Below are 19,374 nucleotides of genomic sequence, written 5' to 3'. Positions count from 1 at the left end.
ATTCGGCGCGTCGGTCGGTAAAACTTTATCAACCTCATTGACTCAACATTTACCTCATTTCCACCTTCCCTTAACGGAGGGTGGATCTTCTTCCGCGATACTGCTAGCAAATCCAGTAATGCTGGTCTGGTCGGAGCATCCTTGTGACGCTGGTGACCCTCCGAGAATCTCTCAGCAGAGCGACCGCGCAGGGGACGTCCCCACCTTACCCTCAACGTTCTATCTTCGCTGCGGCTCAATGGTTGGGCCGTGGCCCTCACCTATGGAGGCTCTGATGAGTATCATTTTTCCTTTGTATTGTGCATCGGGTTGCGCTGCATGAAGCCGGTCCGCCCTGCCCTACTGCCACAGCTACGTCTCGAGGGCGACTACGAGGTTGACGTCCATGAGTACGAGCTATTGACGCTGGATCCGCAGTCTATGGGACTCGGACGTGCATTTTACCAGGCAGCCATTCGCTTTGTGCCTGCGGATCAACGATATCCGGCCCATCCCGTCTGCTCGATCCCGAAGGAGTTTCCTTCCAAGGGGAAGAACGCATCGGAGCGTGCACGCCTATCGGCGGAGCCAATTCGTAAGGCGCTCAGGGAATTCCACCGACGCAGTGGCGTTCGTTTCGAGATCGCGTTCACTATTCGAGAACGGGAAGCAGGACGCCCCGTAAACACCGATCGGCTCCGAACTGCAATTTTGAACGCAGTGAAATAGCTGTCGGGCTACAATTAAGTTTAAGGAAGGCTGAACATCTGCCTTCCTCCTCATTTAACATTGCAGTTAAACGCATTCTCCGCACAGTGGCGGCCTTATCCTAAATTGGCAAATGGTGCCTATGTAACTTTAACGTATAAGTTGAAGGAGCGTCGCGCACGCTCTTAATCTTCGCCGGATCCGTTATTTGGGATGCGTTTACTCTAGGGAAGGCAGCCATAAATTCTCTAAATGATCGTTTGGTGCCTGCAACATAGACGTTACTTATCTGCTTGACTACAACCGAACGAAGTTCCTCCAGAGCTTCTGGCGAAAGCCCCATTGCCGGAACAATGACAAGGAGCGTGTTGTGCTCAGGAGACAGTGGACACTCGACTGTGTTTTCAGTTGTGGTTGCAGACGTTCGGCTTTGCTTTGTCGCCTTCTTAACATAGCCACGTTGAAGCAGCGTGATATCATCAGAAGAAAATTCGATCGAGAGGGGACCGACTAAGGCATTGGCTCGCTGCAAATCCGCCATACTTCCGCCGACAGCTTTCAATAAAGCATTCTCAAACTCAATAAACTTAACCTTATTTAGCTGGAGAGCTATGTAAATTTTTTCTCGCACAACATTATAATTTGAACTTTGATTCTCACTATCATGCTTAAATATTTTATTTAACGAGTGGAGCAAATTAACAAAAGTATTGCCTTTCTTCTTGGACCCAATAGCGCCCCGCGTCTTAATTAGGATCTCGAGCGGCTTAACTCTTCCAGCCTTCAGAGGCCGCCGAAACTTCCGGCTGGTGATAGTATCCAACCAAACAGTGGGGATTTCAGGCTCTGCAACCACATAGCCAGCCCCGTAGCAGAAATTGCACTGTGCATTCGATCCGCCGCAAATGCATTTAGTAGGGCCTTGTATCGGCAACTATTCCGCTCCTCACTCGCATTCGCGGGGCAGAAATGTAGTAGACCACCCGGACTGCGACAGCTCGCGCGGCCCCAGACTGACGGTGTTGAGCGCCCCAAGCGTCATTTCTGATGTGCCACATCAGGTTATGTGGCACATCAGACGGTTCATCGCTAATCAAATCGTTCCTCGCGAACCTCATGGGTTCCTCATCGCCGTTGCCGTGACGACTTTCATCGGAACGCTGGCTGCTCCCACGATGAAGTTCCGCACGTTTGATCGTGGTCGACGGGATGCCGTGTTCACGACCCTGGTGTTCATTAAGGTCTTGGTCTTCCGCTGCCAGCCTTCGGCCGCTTACTCACGCTTTAGGCGAGGCCTTGCAACATGGATCTGAAACAGTCGGAAAGAATGCCGGGGAGCGCGGAGGAACGGTAATACAGACGCTGAATTAACGGTCTGGCCAGAGCGCTCGCGCCCGGCCAGACCGCTAATTCGATCAGGCCGTAAGGGCCTTCTTAGCCTTCGCCAGCACCATCTTGTCCGCCTTCGCAAGGCCCTTGCGGGCTATGCGTTCGGCCGTCCGCGAGACTGCGCTGTACAGATCGGCGAGGATCAGGATCACCGCCATGTCCTCCGTGACGTTGAGCGCGCGGGCCAGTTCAGCGACCTCGTCGACTTCCGACAACCTCAAAATCGGAAACGAAACCTCCAGCGGAAGTTCTGACACGTCGCCCTTCATGAGCGCGTCCGGGTTCGCGTCCCAGTCGATGAGCTTCAGGACCGTTTGCACGTCCCGCCAGCGCAGCCTTCGCAACTCCTTCGCGGCGTCTTCGATGCTCCAGTCGTTCGGCCCTCCGAACACGGGCGGAACGGCTTCCTGAATTAGGAAGTGGCGGACAGGCATTGCCGCAGAAAGGAAGCTGCGCGACCCGGCATCCGCCATCGACGCATGATAGCTGACCTGCTGAGAAAGGGCTGCGCTCCTGAACACCGCCCCCTCGGTGGCGGGCGTTGCCAACGGCACCTTCCTCGTTGCAGGAACGCCTTCGACGGCTTCGGCTTCATCGTCAATCAGCACGATCGACGTGAGGTGACTGACGATACCCTCTGCTTCGGCAAACTGGGCAGCTTCCTCTTCCTTCATTCCCTGGATCGCGAGATCGGCTGCGAATGCCGCCGCACTGGAAAGCGAGGCTTCCGCCGGAGCTTCCGCACTCTCGTCACTCCACTTGGCCTCGATCATCGTGCCAGCAATGCGGCGCGACACCGTTTCCGGCTTCCCGTTGACGGGAACGACGGGCGAGGAAACGTTCCTCATGCTTGCGACGGCGGCAACGATCGCCGAATGTACGCCAGCACTGCCGACAACGAACATCTGGCCGCCGGTCATGGCGGCGAGGTAGCCGACGCTCGTTTCGAGCGAGCTTTCGCCGACGAGGATCACGGTGAATCGCGCACCCGTCGACACCGCCTGCTGCACGTCGATTTTGTTCCAGCTCTTGCCGTCGGTGAGTAGGAGGACGTTAGTCTCGGGCCGCGAAAGGGTGACGGTCGATACGGCAGCCTGAAGTTCGGTGCCGCCGCTGTCGAACGGCATGTCCTTGACGAACTTGCCGACCTCGTCGCCGCTCATCGTGCCGTGCTTGCGGCAGCTGCCAGAGAACGACCACACCGTGACCTTGTCGTCCTTGCGGAACGACTTTTCCGAAGCGCTCAGAAAGCCGGCGATTACAGCGTCCCACTTGGTGCCGACTTCACCATCCGAGTCGTAGTCCATCTTCATCGAACCGGAGACGTCGAGAAGAAGGTCCGCGTCGAGGGCAACGTCACGCGCGGTCTCCGGAGAGAAGCTGATCGACACCTTGCGGCCGTCGGCAGCGCGACCGAACACTGGCTCGGGCTTCTCCTCGTAAAGACCGACGACGCGCACGTCGACGGGCCTGTCGAGCCTGGCGGTCACGGCAGCAGAGGCTGACTTGCCGTTTACGTGAGCGATGCCCTTCGAGGCGACCACTGCGACCCTGGCTTTGAGAACGGGGCCGCCGACGACGGGCGCGTCGGAGTCGACAAAGGGAGCTTCGCCGTAGACGTGGCCGACGGTCGTCGGGATCCTGAACTCGCCGTTCCCGTCGGAAAGCGTAACCGGCATGACGAAGCTTGCCGTCACTTCGACTTCCTTGCCCGGCGCGACGTTCGCGAGAGAAAGCATATGGAGGCCGCGCAGAAGCTCCTCGTGAAGGACGGCAGGCTTGCCGCGGTCGATAGCGTCCTCGTAACTCTCGCGGGCGACTGCCTTGGCCTTGGTTTCGCCGACGAGCCTGCGATCGTCCACCTTTGCCTCGAGGCGCGTCACGACGGCATGGAAAGGCACCGGGAAGGTAAGGGTTGCCTCGATCGGGCGATCTTCGTCGTTGCGGAAGGTGCGGATCATGCGAACTTCCGCAAGGCCGGATCGGACCTCGATCTCGTAGCCGGCCGATTTGAGCGGGATCGGAAAAGAACCGCGCGACTTGCTGGCGATGAAATTGCCCAGCGGTCCGGAGATGTGCTCGTGCTTCATTTGCGGTCCTTTCCCTTTCCCTTTGCCTCGACGGCTTCCTTAACGGCAGTGCCGATCGTCTCGATCAGGGCTTCAATGCCCAATTTGTTCAGGGCCAGTCGTTCGACCCTGACGGTCACGCCTTCGACGGGGGCGAGTTCAAGCACCTCTCCCTCGAGAGCTTCCCTGACCTTGTTCCTGATGAATTCAAGCGAATGGGCCTTCTTGAGGTCCGAATACATAGTGAGCGCCGTGACGTGCTCTTCGGTGTAGTAGGCCGCTTTCCCGCGCCCATATGGTTCGGGAACGACGCCTTCGGCGATCAGGAACCTGATGTTCCTTCGCGGCTGTCCCGTCCTCCGTTCGAGGTCGTCGATCTTTAAGCCGACGGTCACTGTATCGTCCAAGTCAGGTTCCTTTTTCGCGACAGTTCAACTGTCACGAAAACCCTCAGACGGTTAATTCCCTGAGTCAAGTTTTCGCGACAGTTGAACTGTCACGAAGGCAATAAAATTTCAGAGTAGCTCAGGCTGCTCCAGATAGCTCGCCGCCCCAATCGTTTGCCGGAACGTCGTTGGACAGAAAGGAATCCGCCAGCAGCGAGGTGACGCGGGTGCGATCCACTCCCAAATACGGCCGCGACAGGTAAACATGTTAATATTTACGATTGACACCCCGGTACGTCGATCTTAGCCTCATCTTCGAGCCGTTGGAGGACAGCTCGTTTGGGAGGAACATATGCGCCGATTTGCTTTGGCGGTCGCAGCTTTGCTTGTGACTGCACCCATTGTTGCGGCCCAGGATTACCCTGCGCAGCCGATCCGGATGATCGTTGGCTTCAACCCCGGTGGTGGCATGGACACCATCGCCCGCACCGTCAGTGAAAAACTCGCGGCACCACTCGGGCAGCCAGTGGTCGTTGAAAATCGTCCTGGTGCGGGTGGCACAATTGCCATGGCCTTCACCAAAGAAGCTCGGCCGGACGGCTACACGATCGTCCTCAGTGAGACCAGTGCTCTTATTGGCCCCGTAGTGTACGAAAACGTAGGCTATGACCCGATCACGGATTTCACGCCCGTTGCACAGCTAACATCTGCGCCGCTGGCGCTTGTGGCCAATCCCAAGCTCGGGATCGATAGCGTCAACGACCTGATTGAACTGGCAAAGGCTAAGCCGGGAGAACTGTTCTACGCGACGTCCGGCGTAGCGACGGTCCAGCATCTCGCAGGTGAAATGCTCTCGAACATGGCAGGGATCGAGTTGGAGGACGCGCCGTTCCAAGGTGGTGCGCCATCTGTTACGGCAGTTGTTTCAGGCGAAGTACCGCTAGCTATCGTCAGCCTCGGCGCGGCAGTTCAGCAGGCAGAAGGCGGCACGTTGAAAATCCTCGCGATCACTTCAGAAGAACGCTTAGCCCAGTTCCCCGATCTGCCGACGATCAGTGAAACGATCCCGGGATTCTCTGCATCACCAAGCCAATTCATCTTGGCTCCTTCCAATGCTCCAGTGGACGTCATCAAGACGCTTTCCGATGCTGTGGGGAAGGCGATGGAGGAGCAGGCATTACTCGACACACTGACCAAGCAGGGCTTCATTCCTGACTACAAAAGCGGTGAGCAGTTGGCATCCGAGATCCCGAATGCCGTCAAACGGTGGACCGACGCCACCAATGCTCTCGACGCAAAATAAGCACGTCTCCGGCCGGCAGTTGAAGACGCCGGCCTCCCTCCCCATGAGAATTGCAGTGCAGACATGACACACCGTACCATCGGCATGATCGTCCCGCCGGCGAACGGCGAAGTTCCGCCTGAAGCCCCTGCCATCTACCCCGAGGGGATACGATTTCTAACGCGCGGCCTTGCGATCGATTCCGTTTCCATCGGTAGCTTCGACAAGGTGATCGATCGGGTCGTGCAACTCGGAAAGGAGTTGCGCGACGAAGGGGCCGAAGCAGTCTCCCTGATGGGAACGTCGCTGAGCTTTTTCCGCGGCGTCGCCTTCAACGATGAATTAACGAGAGCACTGCACGAGGCTACAGGCCTCCCTGCCACAACAATGAGTAACGGCATTCGCGACGCACTCAGAGCAGTTGGCGCTACGAAGGTCGCAGTGGGGACTGCCTACACGGACGACCTCAATGAAAAGCTCAGGACTTATCTCACCGATAGCGGTTTCAAAGTTTTGTCGCTGGAGAGCCTTCAGCTGTCTGCAGTCCCTGAGATCCACGCAGTTACACTCGACACGATCGTCAGCCTTGGCGAGAAGACATTCGAAAGCTCTGGTCGCAGGGCAGATGCTGTTCTGATTTCATGCGGCGGCCTGCGCGCGACGCACCTGGCGCCCGCACTTGAAGCAAAGGTCGGTGTGCCAGTGATTGCCAGTGCAACGGCAGGTCTTTGGTCGACCGTCAGACTGCTCGGCATCAATACACGTCTCGATGCTTTTGGAGCTCTGGGTCGGGTTGCTTAAGACCTGCGGACGCTGAACTTCAGATGTAGACGTGGGAAGATAGCCCTAACGCAGTTCTACCGGTCGCCCCAAGGAGATTTGCCATGCGTATTTCCCTTATCGCTGCTGCTGCAGCCTTGGTAACTTCCATTCTCGGACCTTCTACAGCAATTGCGGAGGCCGACTATCCGAGCAAGCCGGTTCGCATCGTCATCGGGTTTGCGGCCGGGGGCGGCACAGACACGATCGCGAGAATGCTTGCCGAAGGCCTGTCGAAACAAATCGATCAACCAGTTGTGGTCGAGAACCGCCCGGGTGCAGGCGGTACGTTGGCAGCATCCTACAGTGCGGCGGCTGATCCGGACGGTTACACGCTCTACTTTAGCGGAACGTCGACGCTGATCGGCCCGGTCTTCGTGGAAAATGCTGGCTACGATCCGGTCAAAAGCTTTGCCGGAGTTGCCAACATCAATGAGACGCCGCTGGCATTAGTAGCTGGTCCTTCCTTTCCGGCGGATGACGTCAGAGGCATGATCGAAGAGGCTAAGGCGAAGCCGGGCGAGCTGTTTTACGCAACTCCGGGCGTAGGCACGACCCAGCACCTTCTCATCGAGATGCTGGAGCGAGAGGCAGGCATCGACTTACAGGATGCGCCATACCAGGGCGCTGCGCCGTCGATTGCCGCAGTCATTTCTGGAGAAATCCCGCTCGCGATAATCAGCCTCAGTGCTGCGATTGAACAGGCGAAGGGTGGCAAGATCAAGATACTCGGAATTACTTCACCCGAGCGGGTTTCCGATTATCCGGATATCCCTGCCATTGGAGAAACCGTCGCTGGCTACGGCGCCCTACCTTCCAACTTCCTCGTTTCACCTGCAGGCACACCGCAGACCATCATCGATATTCTCTCCGACGCAACCGCGTCGGTAGTTGAAGACCCAGAATTCGTCGACTTCCTAAAAAAGCAGGGCCTTTTGCCCAAGTATATGCCGGCCGCTGAACTTGACGTTCGTATCGCGTCGGAGACGGCTAAATGGACCGAAGTAGCCCGGTCACTGCCTGCGTCTGGAAAGTAGTTGCGTCGCAGCGACGAAAAATCGGGAGGAGCCGATGAACTCTGAAGATGCACCGCGGGGCGTCAACACGTCGGATCTCGTGTCCGGTGTGGTGATGCTGGCCATCTGCGGTGGATTTGCGGTCACAGCGTATCGGTATGGCATAGGAACACCTGCACGAATGGGCCCCGGGTTCTTCCCATTCCTATTCGGGCTAGTGGGTTGCGGGTTAGCTGTCACCATATTGATCCGCTCGTTCTTGGTCCCGGGCGGTCTATATGACCTGCTCCACTCGAGGTCCTTAATCTTTGTTGTCGGCTCGGTTGTTGCGTTTGGTCTTCTGATCGAGACCGTGGGACTGGGCCCGGCAGTCTTTGCGACCACCGTGATATCGTCCTTCGCCGATAAAGAAGCGACCTTGCGAAGCAGTGTCACACTCGCTGCCATCCTTACCGCCAGCATCTGGGTGATCTTTATATACCTTCTAAGTCTCCCAATGCCGCTACTGGAGCGCGTATTCTGATGGATATTCCATCCAGCCTGGTCGCCGGATTTGTTCAAGCTGCATCATTAACTAACCTTTTCTACTGCTTTGTAGGTGTCACGCTTGGAACCCTTATTGGGGTGCTGCCCGGCATCGGCGCGATGCTAGGCATTGCTCTACTTCTCCCAGTCACTTTCCATCTTCCGCCCGATGCGGCGATCATCATGCTCGCAGGTCTTTATTACGGCGGTGAATATGGAGGTTCGATCACGTCAATTCTGGTGAATCTGCCGGGCAGCGCATCGTCAGCAGTGACATGTCTCGACGGCCATCAAATGGCCAAGCAAGGGCGCGCCGCCGTCGCTCTCTATGTGACCGCAGTCGCATCGTTCATCGCCGGCACAACTGGCATCATTTTGATGACGCTATTCTCGCCGCTCATCGCCAACTTCGCGTTGTCTTTCACCTCAGTCGACTATTTCTCAGTGATGTTACTGGGTCTGCTCGCCTCGGCGTCGGTTGGCCGCGGCTCACCAGTGAAATCGATTGGTGCCCTCATTGTTGGCGTGCTGTTCGGTATCATTGGCACCGACGTTAACACAGGGATGCAACGCTATACCTTCGGGTACCCAGAGCTGATCACCGGGCTCGGCATCACAGTAATCGCGATGGGTCTCTTCGGGGTCCCCGAGGTCATTGCTGGCGCCGAAAGCAAGGCAAACCGCCCCGTCGCCCAACGTGTCCGCATTCGAGATATGCTCCCAACACGCGATGAAGTACGCCGCGCGACCATGCCCGTGGTGCGAGGGACAAGCCTTGGCTCACTCTTGGGGGCCCTCCCCGGCACAGGCGTCACAATCGCCGCGTTTCTCGCCTATTCGATCGAAAAGAAGGTGTCACACACGCCCGAACGGTTCGGACACGGCGCGATAGAAGGCGTTGCGGCACCGGAGTCGGCAAACAATGCTGCAGCACAGACCGCGTTCATCCCTACCCTCACATTGGGCATTCCTGGTAGCGCGACCATGGCGTTGATACTTGGCGCACTTATGATCCATGGCATCCCGCCCGGTCCGCAGTTTATGACCGCGCATGCCGATCTTTTTTGGGCGTTGGTCGCCAGCTTCTGGATCGGAAATCTGTTCCTGCTGGTACTAAACATTCCCCTGGTCGGCCTTTGGGTCCGATTGTTGCAGGTGCCCTACAAGTATCTCTTCCCGACCATCATCTGCCTGATCTGCGTCGGGATCTACAGCGTGAATCTCAGCACATTCGACATCTGGGTCGTGCTGGGTATTGGGCTTCTCGGATACTCGATGCGCATGACGGGCTTCGACTGCGCTCCGCTCTTGATGGGGTTCATCCTAGGACCGCTGATGGAAGAGAATTTGCGCCGCGCACTGATGCTCAACCGAGGTGACTTTTCGGTGTTCATCAAGAGTCCGATCAGCCTCACGTGTCTGCTTCTGACGGCGCTTCTACTGCTGTGGCCGTTAATCTCTGGCCTCCGCCAAAAAATTCGAGCGCGCGCAGCCGCTCAGTGACTTGGATTTCGTAGGACCGTACATGCCAAAAATCACACGCGTGCACGCACAAGCGCTTGCCGTCCCAGCCAACGTTGAAATTGGCACCCGCAAGCACAGCCAGAACATGGGCATCTGCTATGTCGAAGTAGAGACGGATGATGGGAACATCGGCCACGGGATTAGTGCGATCACAGACGTCGGGGTGGTGGCGGCCGCCGTCAATTCATCCTCAAACGTCATCATGGGCATGGACCCGGTCGACAATGAACGGATTTGGGAAGTGCTCTACTGGGCGATGACGCCTCGCGGTCAAGGTGGCTATGCAATGCATGCGATAGCTGCGATTGACGTCGCGATCTGGGATCTCAAAGGCAAGCATCTCAATCTACCCGTATGGCGTCTTCTTGGCGGCGCTCGCGAGCGTGTACCTGTCTATGCCACCTTTGGCTTTGACTTCTACGACCGGGACGAGCTCGCGAACGCTGCGAGTGACTTCGTACAACGCGGATTTCGCGATCTGAAGATGACGGTCGGACATAACGCGCTCGCTCGCCGCAGTCCTTCTCGCCCCGTAATAGAAGTAGTGGAGGAAGACGCTCGACGGGTTCAGGCTGTGCGTGAGGCAGTCGGCCCCAACGTCCGGCTATATCTTGATGCCAACTGCAGCCTCGATCACTTCCACGCCGCGCATCTCGCTCGCCGAGTGAAGGAATACGATATCACCTTCTTCGAAGAACCAATCACCCAAAACGATGCTCGACAAATGGCGGATCTGCGTCGCGAAGTCGGCATTCCGCTTGCGTGCGGCCAGAATGAAGGCACCGCCTTCCGTTTTCGTGAGCTAATCGCGGCCAACGCACTCGATGTGCTACAGCCGAACGTCGTCATCACTGGCGGCTTTACCCAATGCGCGCGCATCGCCTCGCTAGCCCACACCTACAACATGCCAATCGCAAACGGAGGTGCTTGGATCCACTACAACATGCACTTGCAGGCTGGAGCACCAAATGGAACGCTCTGCGAATACCACAATCTTGCGGTCATCGCGTACCGCCAGCTAGCCAATAACCTACCGGAACCTCAAAACGGCTGGCTTACAATGCCCGACGCCCCGGGTCTCGGATTTGACATCAACCAGGAGGCGGTTCGGGCATTTCGCTGCCGTTAGCAGGCTGTCTAGCCTTTTCTTGGGGACACCTCAGTTCGTCACGAACGAAAACCCCGACCGGTGTCGCCAACATTAGAATCACTTCCTCCCTCATTGGCGGCGATGGCTCGTTCCCGCAAGCTGCTGTCTCGTCTCCTGAGACCTAGGCATAAGCGAGGCTACATCAGCCAGTACTTGCTTCTGATGGACAAGGGCTCTTTCAGCGCGCAACGGGACACTAACGCACCGGCATCCCGCCGGACCACTCGGCCCCATTCTGCCGTTTCAACGACCAACGAAATGCCGTTCCGGCACTCCACTGGACCACCGATCCGCCAGCCCAACGAAGTGCCATTCCGGTCTTCCACCGGACCACCGTTCTGCCATTTCAACTGACCAATGAAACGCCGCTCCAGCATTCCGCCGGACCACCGTTCCGCCAGACCAACGAAATGACGCTCCGGCACTCCATCGGATCACCGTTCTGCCAGACTAATGAAACGCCGTTCCAGCAGGTCACCGGACCACCGTTCCGCCAGACCAGCGAAACGCCCTCACGGCATTCCATCGGACCGCCGTTCTCCCATTTCAACTGGCCAATGAAACGCTGTTCCGGCATTCCACCGCACAACCATTCTGCCATTTCAACTGACCAATGAAACGCTGTTTCAGCATTCCACCAGATCACCGTTCTGCCGGGCCAACGAAACGACGCGCCGGCATTCCATCGAACCTCCGTTCCGCCAGACCCACGAAACGGCGTTCCGGCATTCCACCGGATCGTCAGCCGTCTCGTCGACGCAATAACAACGCGCGTCACTGGCCTGGCCAGTAATCGGGCGGAAATAGCGGCAGATTAGGCTCAGGTCGCGATTAGGAAGTCCGCCAGCAGCCTTAATAGGCGGACGTTCAAATCTGTATAAGGGCCATGCGTTGCATGTTAGAGACGGAAAGCTTGTAAGTGGCCGCCTGTGACGTGAGCAACAAATGCACAAGCTCGGCCTGCCGGCGTGTTCCTGTCTTGCTGAATATTCGGTTCAGATGAGTATGTGCCGTCGAAACCGAAATCCCGCAGCGCTGCGCGGCAGCCTCGCGCCCGTCGCCCTTGCAGATCTCCAATGCGAGAATGGCCTCGGCTCGCGTGAGGCCGAACCGATGGCGAAGGTTGTCTATCTGATCGTCAATGCTCTCCGCATGTCCATCTCCGACTTGCAGGGAACCGAGCCGCGACTGGATTTCGAAGGCTCGCACCAGATGCGGGCGCAAAGCCGCGAACAGCGCCTCGGCTTTTCCATTGAGCGGACGCCTGATGTCCGGGTGAACCGCGCACCCCGCCCACGCTTGCGCGCCAGACATCAACGTGATGCCCATGCCCCCGGTGCCCAACCCTTGTGGAGCCCACCACTCGTTGAAGAAGGCTGTGCGTTCAAATTCATCCGGCGGCACGATCGTCGCGAAGCGAATGAGTTGACCCGCTCGAACCTTGCCGACGTGCTGCATCAGGGGATTGAGACGCACCCAGTGCTCACGATAGCTCACCAGATAGTCCGGATCCGATCTAGGCGCGACAACGATCCGCTGTCCGGTCCCGGTATCGCTGAAATGGAGAGTGGCTTCGGCGCCTCCCATCAGGTCAGCCATGCGGTTCATTGCATCGGGCCACAGCGGCTTTTCCAGCGAAGCAGCGTAAATGCAATCGATCAGATCAAGCAGCGCTTCGTCCATCGCCCCCTTCTATCGACCGAACGGTTGACGCTTTTGTTTGACAGTCATTGTAACGTTGTCCTTTCAATCCTACCAGAAAGAACGGCGCCTAAATGAGGATTACGACTGTCTTTTTGCTTTCGGCAGCAGCCGTTTACGTCATATGCACCAGTGTCATTGCCAATGCTGCTGAGCCCGGATCTTCCCAACCGGACACATCCGCTGTCGATTGGACCGGAGCTTCGATCGGTATTGTCGGCGGTATTAGCGCTCTCGACGGCACCACGCGCATTCCAGCCTATTCGCGCGACGCTTTCCACGCGGACAGCACGTCCGGAGCCATTGGCGCGAAGGCGGGCTACAACCAGCACTTCGCCAATGACATCGTGCTGGGCATAGAAGCGTCGATGTTCGCCCTGTTCAATGAAGGCCATTCAATTTTCGGCAACGAAGACTGGCACGTCAACGCCGATTGGCAGGGCGCCATGGTTGGCCGCATCGGCTATGCCGCGGGACGTTTCCTGCCCTATTTGAAGGGTGGCGTTTCCTTCCTTCACCTGAAGGACCTTCGCTATGAAAGTTCTATTTTCCCTTCGTCACGACCGTTGGATCGCAGCTATGTCGGCTGGACCGTCGGAGCGGGCGTCGACTACGCGGTCGACAACAACTGGGTTCTCGGCGTCGATTACGCCTATTCCGATTTCGGCAGCCACAATTTCGAGAATGACGAGATCGGACCGACATTTGTCGAGCCGGGTCTTCACCTGATTTCGGCAAGCATTAGCTACAAATTCTGAGGGAGGATAACTGGGCAGTCTGTTGCGATGGCAAGGGCTGCTTCCAACTTGGATCGATGCCGTTGTGCAGCGAGTGGTGGGACAAGGCGTAGACGCCGATTCTGAGGAATATGTGGGACTTTCAGTTTACGAGGGCTTTGGGGCTGATGGCGCGGACTGCGCCCTATGTCGCGCTGCGCTTGGCCGTCTATTTCGGCATCGCGGGTGCCATTGTCATTGTTACAGGCGCCAGCGCCATGATCGGCTACGGCATTGGCAGTCGCGGCGGTGAAGATTTCCGCACAGCCTCCGGCTTCTGGGGTGGGGCGGCGGGTTTCGGACTCTCGGCGGGTCTCATCTATCTTGCCCGCGAATACATTCTCTATCTCGTCAAAGCCGGCCATATCGCTGTTCTGGTCGATCTTATGGACGGCCGCGAAGACTCAGGTAATGCCGGCCAGATCGCCCGCGGCACGAGGATTGTGCGCGAACACTTCGTTGAGGCAAGCGTCCTGTTTGGCATCGATCAGGTGGTCAAGGCAGTCATCAACGCGGTCACCAGCCTTATGGCAGGTACCGCTACGTTCTTGCCGATCCCTAGCCTAGACACGCTCGCGCGGATGTTGCGGCTCTTTCTCAAGATTGCCGTAGGCTTCATCGATGAAGTCATCCTCGCCTATGCGATCCACATTCAGACGCGTAATCCATGGCAAGCGGCAGAGGAAGCCCTGATCCTCTACTGTCAGAACTATAAGGTGATGATCAGGAACGCTGCCTGGGTGGCCATGTTCATCTACGTTTTCGCCTTTGTCGTGTTCCTGCTTGCTCTCGCTCCAGCCTCGGCGTTGATCTATCTGTTTCCCGGCGGATGGAGCGCCGGGGGCTTCGTGTTTGCCCTGCTCTTTGCGTGGGCAGTCAAGGCCGCCGTTCTCGAACCGCTGGCGATTGCGTGCATGATGCAGGTTTTCTTCAGGACCACCGCGGGACAGGAGCCAGATCCTGAATGGCAGGCGAGGCTGGCTCAACTCTCTGGTCGGTTCGGAATGCTCGCCGAGCGGGCTCGCGATTGGTCTCGCCAGCCTGCTGCACCTCAGGAGAGGAAAGCGGCGGTATGATGTTATGTCGCCCAGTGACATGGCTGAAGGCGTCAGCGTTCCTTCCCTTCATGGCGGGACCGGCACTCTCGCTGACCTGCCCGGAACAGACGGCGGAGCTGCTATGCGTGATGCATCAGGAACTGCCGGAAAGCTACGTCATGGCTTTCGGCACCATAACGCTTGTTGGCCAACGCCCGCAGTTCAATTCCGATACGCTCGAATATAAGCCTCCTGGACCCTACAGAGCCACGTTCAGCGGACATCTTGCCCGGCCGAGCGGCTTTGACCTTCCGGCGCGCTTCGCCCTGAACGTGATGGAAAATTGCCTTGGCCCGTGGTGCGGCGCGGTGCCGACAGGCGCTCCTGCCGTTATCTTCCTGAAGAAAGTCGAGAACGGCTATCTGCTTGAGACCTTCCCCTGCAACCGTACGGTTTTGAGAGGGCCAACCGAACGCGATCTGGAGATTTTGACGGGTTGTCTCCGCAAGGGGGCGTGCTGAATGGAAGACGCCAGGATTCGGAGCGGCACCCTGTCGAGACGGGCATCGGCGATGAGGCTTTTCACCAGCATGGGAATGCTTTTCCTCGCGTCGGGCGTGTCCCCATGGCTATCGCCGGCGCGAGCGCAGGAGAATCTGATCTGGCATGGACGTGCAGAGGGAGGCAGAGCTTCGCTCTCCTATGGCATTCCCAATTCCGATTACGCACCGCTTTCCTTCAGTTGCACAAATGACGGTAAGGGAGTGACTTTCACCTATGCCCACGAACCGAACCAGCCCTGTGAGGGCATCAAAGTTGAAGTCCTGCTTCAGGCTGCGGAAATTGCAGTGCCAATCACGACCTTCGGGTTTCGGCTCGAACTTGATGAGGAGTTCCTTCTTCAGGGAAGAACCCACCTTGATGACAGGCTGGTCGATCTTTTGACCTCCGGCGAGACACTCACGGTCTTTGTGGAGGACGGGTCAGAGGAATATCCACTGGACGGCGCGCGCGCGGCCGCGATGCATCTCATCGAGAGATGTAAGAGGTAAATTTCTGAGACTGGTGGCGGTCGCCTCTTACCGATTATGAACCATCTTCGCTCCGTCGGAGGCACAAATTGGGAGGATTGCCATGGGGCGTTTGATCATCGCAATATTTTCGCTGTGCTTTGCCGTTTGGTGTGGAGCGCCTTCAGTCTTTGCCCAGGTCGACGACGTTCCCGGATCTTCCGATCATCCGGCGGTCGGCCGCTACGAAGGGGCGAGGATCGGCTTTTACGAGACCAAAGCCTATGAAGAGCTCAGCCTGCCCTTCAAGGCCCTTGATCCCGGCGATCAGAATGACCCTTCCGCATGGCAGACGGAGCTTGCCGGGGAACTCACCTCCATTCGCTACGAGGGGCCGGGCGACCGTTCGATCCTGGAGGTGATGCGCAACTACGAGGCCGCCTTGCAAGCGGAGAGCTTCGAAATCCGCTTCCTCTGCCGCAACGAGCAGGAGTGCTCACCCGCCCGTGCGATCTCAACCTTTTGGGACGCCGCACGCGGCGGGATCGGCATGCCCACCACATGGGACACGACCGTCTACCTGCTTGCCGAGCGCGATGATGGGGAAGGCAAGCTGACGGTCGGCATGCTCGGCGTGGAAACCGCAGCGCGAAGCGGTCAGCCTCTGACCCCGCATGTCGCCATGACCATCGTCAAAAGCCAGCCCATGGAGACGGACCGCATCAGTGTCATCGAGGCGAACGAATTGCAGCAGGCCTTGGCAAAGGATGGCCGCATCGCGATCTATGGCATCTATTTCGACTTCGACAGTACCGAGCTCAGGCCGGAATCGGAGCCTCAGATCACCCAGCTTGCCGGTTTGCTCAACGACAGTCCGCAACTCAGCGTATTGATCGTCGGCCATACGGACGGCCAGGGCGCATTCGACTACAATCTGTCGCTCTCGCAGCGTCGAGCCCAGGCCGTGGTCGATGCTCTGGTGACAAACCATGGCATCGCCTCAGGCCGCATGACGCCGGCCGGCGCCGGCATGGTCGCGCCGGTTGCGACCAATCGCACCGAGGAAGGCCGTGCCAGGAACCGGCGCGTCGAGATCGTGGAGCTGGTGACGCGGTCGGAGTAAGCATCGTCATCGGGAGGAAGATGTCCAACACCTGAATCTGTTGCGGGAGGCTCAGATGAAATGTCGTTCCAGTCTCGCTATCGCCTGCGCAACGATCCTCAGCACGGTGTCCGCGGCGCAGGCAAACGGCGCGGTGTCCGAATTCCCGGCAGGCGGCCTCGTCTTCAAGTCCGAGGAGAGCATTTCGATCGCGCGCGAGGACCTTGAGATCGGATGGAACCGGATCAATGTCCGCTACGTCTTTGTCTCGTCCGCAACCGAGCCGCTCATAAGGACGATCGGCTTTCCCTTGGCAAAGGTTTCGTTGGAAGACGGACCAGACAACATCGAGAACAGGAGCTGGAGCCAGGACGAAGGCGTGGACGATCCGCGCAACTACATGGCTTTCAGGGTCTTCGTGAATGGCACGCCGCTGACGCCGAAGCTTCACGAATACGCATGGTCCGGGGAAACCGATGTTACTCGAAGACTTCTCGACCTCGACATACCGCTCCTTTCGACCGACATGGATTCATACGTCAGGCTGGCGCAACTGCCGGACGCGACACTTGAGGAGCTGAGACGGCACGATCTGGTGTGGAACGAGGTGCCGCCGGGCGCCGGCTGGATCGCCCCGAAATGGGAATATCAATCCGTCTATGAATGGACTCAGACTTTCTCGCCCGGCGAGACCGTGGTCGAAATCTCCTACCGGCCGCTGTTCGGTGCCGACGTCGATTACCACCGTTACTATCCGGATGGCGAAGGCGCTTCGCACTATTGCATGGACGAAGCGACCAAGAGGGAGTTCATGACGAGAGGCGGTCAACCGGAGGCGTTCACAGTCGGCTACATCCTGCAGACGGCGAGATACTGGAACGGCCCGATCGGCGACTTCCGGCTGAAGGTCAGCGACGACCTCGGGGTCCTGTTCGCGTTCTGCGTTCCCGAAGGCCTGGAGCCGGCCGGTGATGACCGGAGTTGGAGAGCCAGGGACTTCGTGCCCGATTCAGACCTGAAAATCGTGTTCTATGTGTATGGCTAGCGCATATCGCCCACATTACGGCACAAACCTTGCCGTTGCACACCTGCGCTTATTTCCAATCCTGCTCGCGCTCCTTATGGGCATGGCCGGCAGTGTAATGGCACAGCCGTCCTTTTCCCCGGAGGCGACCGACGCGCTGCCCGAGGGCAACGGAAGGACATATCTCGACCTCATCCGGCTCGTCATGCCAGGAATCGCCGTCAGCGGCAGCGCCTATTCCGACGCCCACCAGCCAACCGGCATCAGGCATCTCGGAGGCTGGATTGACGGCGATATCGGGTTGGCACGTACTGGTACTCTTGGGCTTCAAGCCGTGCCGTTGCGCTCTAGCGGCAGGCAACGGCTGGTGCTGCTGGTAGACTTCGGAATGACCGAATACAGCGTCGGCTATGCCATCCTGGCGCTTTTTGACATTGAAGGTGACGCCCGGCTGCTCGACGCCGCCGATGTCGCGTTGGATCGGTGGACATCGTTCATGGACCCCGTTCGTCTGCCGGTCGGCGCTGACGACGATCTCCTGGTAATCCAAAGCACGCACCACAACTCTAGCCAGAGCTTCCTGTCCGCATCCCTGATCCTGGTTCGCAATGACCAGTTCGAATTGGTCGATACGATCTCCTTGCTCGGCGACAGAGCGTATGGCTTCGAACGCACCCAGGAGTTGACCATCGAACAAAGCGCAGGCGAGCCCTTCGCGGACATAGCGGTCAGCGTAACTGAAACGACGGAGCTCACGGCCGTGGACCAGGACGACGGGACGCTTCCCGAGCCGGGAAGTCGTGCGATCACCGTAACCTATCGCTGGGATACCGTCGCCCAAAGCTACATGCCGGATTCGAACGCTTTGACAACCCTGGCACGCGAGAACGAAGAGCGCTTCTGAAAAAGCGGCGGCAGTCGCGTCGGCCGCGCGGCTGGAAAATCCGCCGCTTGCGCTCGCGGCTCGACGTCCAGAGACCAGATTCGATCGTTCATTGGCGTAAGGTCTCCTTGCTGATCCCGAGGCCATGCCGATCGACCAGCTTCTCATGGGCAAAGGTTGATCCGAAATCTGGATAATGCGCACGAACCAGATCGAGCACATGATTGCGAAAATCCTGGGTATGGCGACGATTACTCGGCCGGCCGCGCTTTCTGGACGCCAGACCATCAGCGCCGGCGCGATCATAGGCCTGCAGGAGCCGGTGAACCTGGCTGCGGCTGATGTGCAGCGGCTCGGCGGCTTGAACGACGCTTAGGCGTCGGAATCGGCATAGTGCATCTCGCCGGCCATGGTTGCCAGCGACGTCATCCTGGCCCTGAAATCCCGCCTCTGTCTGCTGTCGGGAGCCGCAAGCTCAAAGCTTCGTATGACATCTCCGGTCCAGTAGTCATAGCGCTCCGCCGGCGCGGCATCGTGGGTCGATACCGTCTGGAAGATGTGCCCCTTCGGCCGGCCCTGCGAGAAGGCATGAGAAGATTGATGTTGCTTGGCCGCGCTCATGCGCAGCACTATGGGAATCAGGATTTCCGAGCCAATGCTCGGATGGTGTCCCACCGCGTGGTGTAACTGACGGCATTGGTCGCCGTGCTGTCCGGCTTGGCCGGGTTGGTCAGCGTGCTGCTACTGCTGGCAGGCTGATGAAGGGATCATCGCTCAATTGTCCGACGCTTTCCAGCGTCATGTAGCGGGCACGCTGAACGGCCCATTCATCGTTCTGTTCGAGCAGCAGGGCTCCGACGAGACGCACGATGGCGTCGTCATTCGGGAATATGCCGACGACATCGGTGCGCCGCTTGATCTCCCCGTTAAGGCGTTCGATCGGATTCGTGCTGTGAAGCTTGGCCCGATGCTCCTTCGGGAAGGTCATGTAGGC

Annotated in this window: 19 protein-coding genes and 1 pseudogene; 13 read left to right on the top strand and 7 right to left on the bottom strand. The window is 58.1% G+C overall.

From position 1 onward, the window contains the following. Positions 1-808 precede the first annotated feature (808 nt). The 3 genes from L630_RS22985 to L630_RS0118060 all read right to left on the bottom strand — a co-directional run bounded on the left by L630_RS22985 (position 809) and on the right by L630_RS0118060 (position 4,552). Entirely contained in the window at positions 809-1,621 is an 813-nt protein-coding gene (locus L630_RS22985) for a hypothetical protein (RefSeq protein WP_144708795.1), read from the bottom strand. Between the two features lie 481 nt (positions 1,622-2,102). Beyond that, a complete protein-coding gene (locus L630_RS0118065; RefSeq protein ID WP_024849617.1) occupies positions 2,103-4,166 on the bottom strand; it encodes a VIT domain-containing protein in 2,064 nt (687 codons plus the stop codon). Further along, positions 4,163-4,552: a MerR family transcriptional regulator gene (locus L630_RS0118060; protein WP_024849616.1), complete on the bottom strand. Its 390-nt coding sequence runs from the start codon at positions 4,550-4,552 to the stop codon at positions 4,163-4,165. Before L630_RS0118060 ends, L630_RS0118065 begins: the two co-directional genes overlap by 4 nt. A gap of 331 nt (positions 4,553-4,883) precedes the next feature. Here L630_RS0118060 and L630_RS0118055 point away from each other — a divergent pair, with 331 nt between their 5' ends. The 6 genes from L630_RS0118055 (at position 4,884) to L630_RS0118030 (ending at position 10,826) form a co-directional block, all read left to right on the top strand. After that, a complete protein-coding gene (locus L630_RS0118055; protein ID WP_024849615.1) occupies positions 4,884-5,834 on the top strand; it encodes a tripartite tricarboxylate transporter substrate binding protein in 951 nt (316 codons plus the stop codon). 63 nt (positions 5,835-5,897) lie between these two features. Next, a complete protein-coding gene (locus L630_RS0118050) occupies positions 5,898-6,614 on the top strand; it encodes a hypothetical protein (RefSeq protein ID WP_024849614.1) in 717 nt (238 codons plus the stop codon). A gap of 83 nt (positions 6,615-6,697) precedes the next feature. Continuing rightward, a complete protein-coding gene (locus L630_RS0118045; RefSeq protein WP_024849613.1) occupies positions 6,698-7,669 on the top strand; it encodes a tripartite tricarboxylate transporter substrate binding protein in 972 nt (323 codons plus the stop codon). Positions 7,670-7,703: 34 nt separating this feature from the next. Further along, positions 7,704-8,171 carry a tripartite tricarboxylate transporter TctB family protein gene (locus L630_RS0118040; RefSeq protein WP_024849612.1) on the top strand — a complete coding sequence of 156 codons (468 nt, stop codon included), beginning with the start codon at positions 7,704-7,706 and terminating at the stop codon, positions 8,169-8,171. Continuing rightward, positions 8,171-9,676, top strand: a complete 1,506-nt coding sequence (locus tag L630_RS0118035) for a tripartite tricarboxylate transporter permease (protein ID WP_024849611.1) — start codon at positions 8,171-8,173, stop codon at positions 9,674-9,676. The genes L630_RS0118040 and L630_RS0118035 overlap by 1 nt, the downstream gene beginning before the upstream one ends. Before the next feature lie 22 nt (positions 9,677-9,698). Continuing rightward, positions 9,699-10,826 (top strand): mandelate racemase/muconate lactonizing enzyme family protein, encoded by a 1,128-nt coding sequence (locus L630_RS0118030; RefSeq protein ID WP_024849610.1) that lies wholly within the window; start codon positions 9,699-9,701, stop codon positions 10,824-10,826. A gap of 888 nt (positions 10,827-11,714) precedes the next feature. On the opposite strand, the gene L630_RS23220 is transcribed toward L630_RS0118030, so the two are convergent. Further along, on the bottom strand, positions 11,715-12,530 hold the full coding sequence (locus L630_RS23220) for a helix-turn-helix transcriptional regulator (protein ID WP_024849609.1): 816 nt from the start codon (positions 12,528-12,530) through the stop codon (positions 11,715-11,717). Positions 12,531-12,622: 92 nt separating this feature from the next. Between L630_RS23220 and L630_RS22280 the strand changes: the two genes are divergently transcribed. The 7 genes from L630_RS22280 to L630_RS22975 all read left to right on the top strand — a co-directional run bounded on the left by L630_RS22280 (position 12,623) and on the right by L630_RS22975 (position 18,401). Further along, on the top strand, positions 12,623-13,306 hold the full coding sequence (locus tag L630_RS22280; protein ID WP_084466207.1) for an outer membrane beta-barrel protein: 684 nt from the start codon (positions 12,623-12,625) through the stop codon (positions 13,304-13,306). A 146-nt stretch (positions 13,307-13,452) separates the two neighbouring features. Further along, the gene (locus tag L630_RS0118015) at positions 13,453-14,400 is read left to right on the top strand and encodes a hypothetical protein (protein WP_245263794.1); all 948 of its coding nucleotides are present in this window, start codon (positions 13,453-13,455) and stop codon (positions 14,398-14,400) included. 14 nt (positions 14,401-14,414) lie between these two features. Continuing rightward, positions 14,415-14,882, top strand: a complete 468-nt coding sequence (locus L630_RS0118010) for a hypothetical protein (protein ID WP_144701692.1) — start codon at positions 14,415-14,417, stop codon at positions 14,880-14,882. Next, entirely contained in the window at positions 14,883-15,413 is a 531-nt protein-coding gene (locus L630_RS0118005; protein WP_024849605.1) for a hypothetical protein, read from the top strand. It abuts the gene before it with no gap. 82 nt (positions 15,414-15,495) lie between these two features. After that, the gene (locus L630_RS0118000) at positions 15,496-16,494 is read left to right on the top strand and encodes an OmpA family protein (RefSeq protein ID WP_024849604.1); all 999 of its coding nucleotides are present in this window, start codon (positions 15,496-15,498) and stop codon (positions 16,492-16,494) included. A gap of 55 nt (positions 16,495-16,549) precedes the next feature. Next, positions 16,550-17,518 carry a DUF4424 family protein gene (locus tag L630_RS0117995; RefSeq protein WP_024849603.1) on the top strand — a complete coding sequence of 323 codons (969 nt, stop codon included), beginning with the start codon at positions 16,550-16,552 and terminating at the stop codon, positions 17,516-17,518. A 97-nt stretch (positions 17,519-17,615) separates the two neighbouring features. After that, positions 17,616-18,401, top strand: a complete 786-nt coding sequence (locus L630_RS22975; RefSeq protein WP_144701698.1) for a hypothetical protein — start codon at positions 17,616-17,618, stop codon at positions 18,399-18,401. A 10-nt stretch (positions 18,402-18,411) separates the two neighbouring features. Here L630_RS22975 and L630_RS22620 read toward each other — a convergent pair. The 3 genes and pseudogenes from L630_RS22620 to L630_RS21760 all read right to left on the bottom strand — a co-directional run. After that, positions 18,412-18,759: pseudogene (locus tag L630_RS22620) on the bottom strand (helix-turn-helix domain-containing protein); the annotation flags it as partial. Next, positions 18,753-19,001: a hypothetical protein gene (locus tag L630_RS0117980; RefSeq protein WP_024849600.1), complete on the bottom strand. Its 249-nt coding sequence runs from the start codon at positions 18,999-19,001 to the stop codon at positions 18,753-18,755. The gene L630_RS0117980 and the pseudogene L630_RS22620, both read right to left, overlap by 7 nt. Before the next feature lie 109 nt (positions 19,002-19,110). After that, positions 19,111-19,374, bottom strand: a 264-nt coding sequence (locus tag L630_RS21760) for an IS256 family transposase (RefSeq protein ID WP_034330830.1), incomplete at its 5' end; no start/stop codon positions are given.

The sequence above is a fragment of the Aminobacter sp. J41 genome (assembly GCF_000526635.1).
Lineage (GTDB): Bacteria > Pseudomonadota > Alphaproteobacteria > Rhizobiales > Rhizobiaceae > Aerobium.
Note: the sequence above shows the minus strand (reverse complement) of the source record. Positions and strands in the feature narration are given on the sequence as shown.

Bases quoted from the DNA above. Each gene is read 5' to 3' on its own strand.
- L630_RS22280 (WP_084466207.1), top strand. From the start codon at position 12,623: ATGAGGATTACGACTGTCTTTTTGCTTTCGGCAGCAGCCGTTTACGTC.
- L630_RS22975 (WP_144701698.1), top strand. From the start codon at position 17,616: ATGGCACAGCCGTCCTTTTCCCCGGAGGCGACCGACGCGCTGCCCGAG.
- L630_RS0118055 (WP_024849615.1), top strand. From the start codon at position 4,884: ATGCGCCGATTTGCTTTGGCGGTCGCAGCTTTGCTTGTGACTGCACCC.
- L630_RS0118050 (WP_024849614.1), top strand. From the start codon at position 5,898: ATGACACACCGTACCATCGGCATGATCGTCCCGCCGGCGAACGGCGAA.
- L630_RS0118035 (WP_024849611.1), top strand. From the start codon at position 8,171: ATGGATATTCCATCCAGCCTGGTCGCCGGATTTGTTCAAGCTGCATCA.
- L630_RS0117995 (WP_024849603.1), top strand. From the start codon at position 16,550: ATGAAATGTCGTTCCAGTCTCGCTATCGCCTGCGCAACGATCCTCAGC.
- L630_RS0117980 (WP_024849600.1), bottom strand. From the start codon at position 19,001: ATGAGCGCGGCCAAGCAACATCAATCTTCTCATGCCTTCTCGCAGGGC.
- L630_RS0118000 (WP_024849604.1), top strand. From the start codon at position 15,496: ATGGGGCGTTTGATCATCGCAATATTTTCGCTGTGCTTTGCCGTTTGG.
- L630_RS0118005 (WP_024849605.1), top strand. From the start codon at position 14,883: ATGGAAGACGCCAGGATTCGGAGCGGCACCCTGTCGAGACGGGCATCG.
- L630_RS0118030 (WP_024849610.1), top strand. From the start codon at position 9,699: ATGCCAAAAATCACACGCGTGCACGCACAAGCGCTTGCCGTCCCAGCC.
- L630_RS23220 (WP_024849609.1), bottom strand. From the start codon at position 12,530: ATGGACGAAGCGCTGCTTGATCTGATCGATTGCATTTACGCTGCTTCG.
- L630_RS0118065 (WP_024849617.1), bottom strand. From the start codon at position 4,166: ATGAAGCACGAGCACATCTCCGGACCGCTGGGCAATTTCATCGCCAGC.
- L630_RS0118040 (WP_024849612.1), top strand. From the start codon at position 7,704: ATGAACTCTGAAGATGCACCGCGGGGCGTCAACACGTCGGATCTCGTG.
- L630_RS0118015 (WP_245263794.1), top strand. From the start codon at position 13,453: ATGGCGCGGACTGCGCCCTATGTCGCGCTGCGCTTGGCCGTCTATTTC.
- L630_RS0118045 (WP_024849613.1), top strand. From the start codon at position 6,698: ATGCGTATTTCCCTTATCGCTGCTGCTGCAGCCTTGGTAACTTCCATT.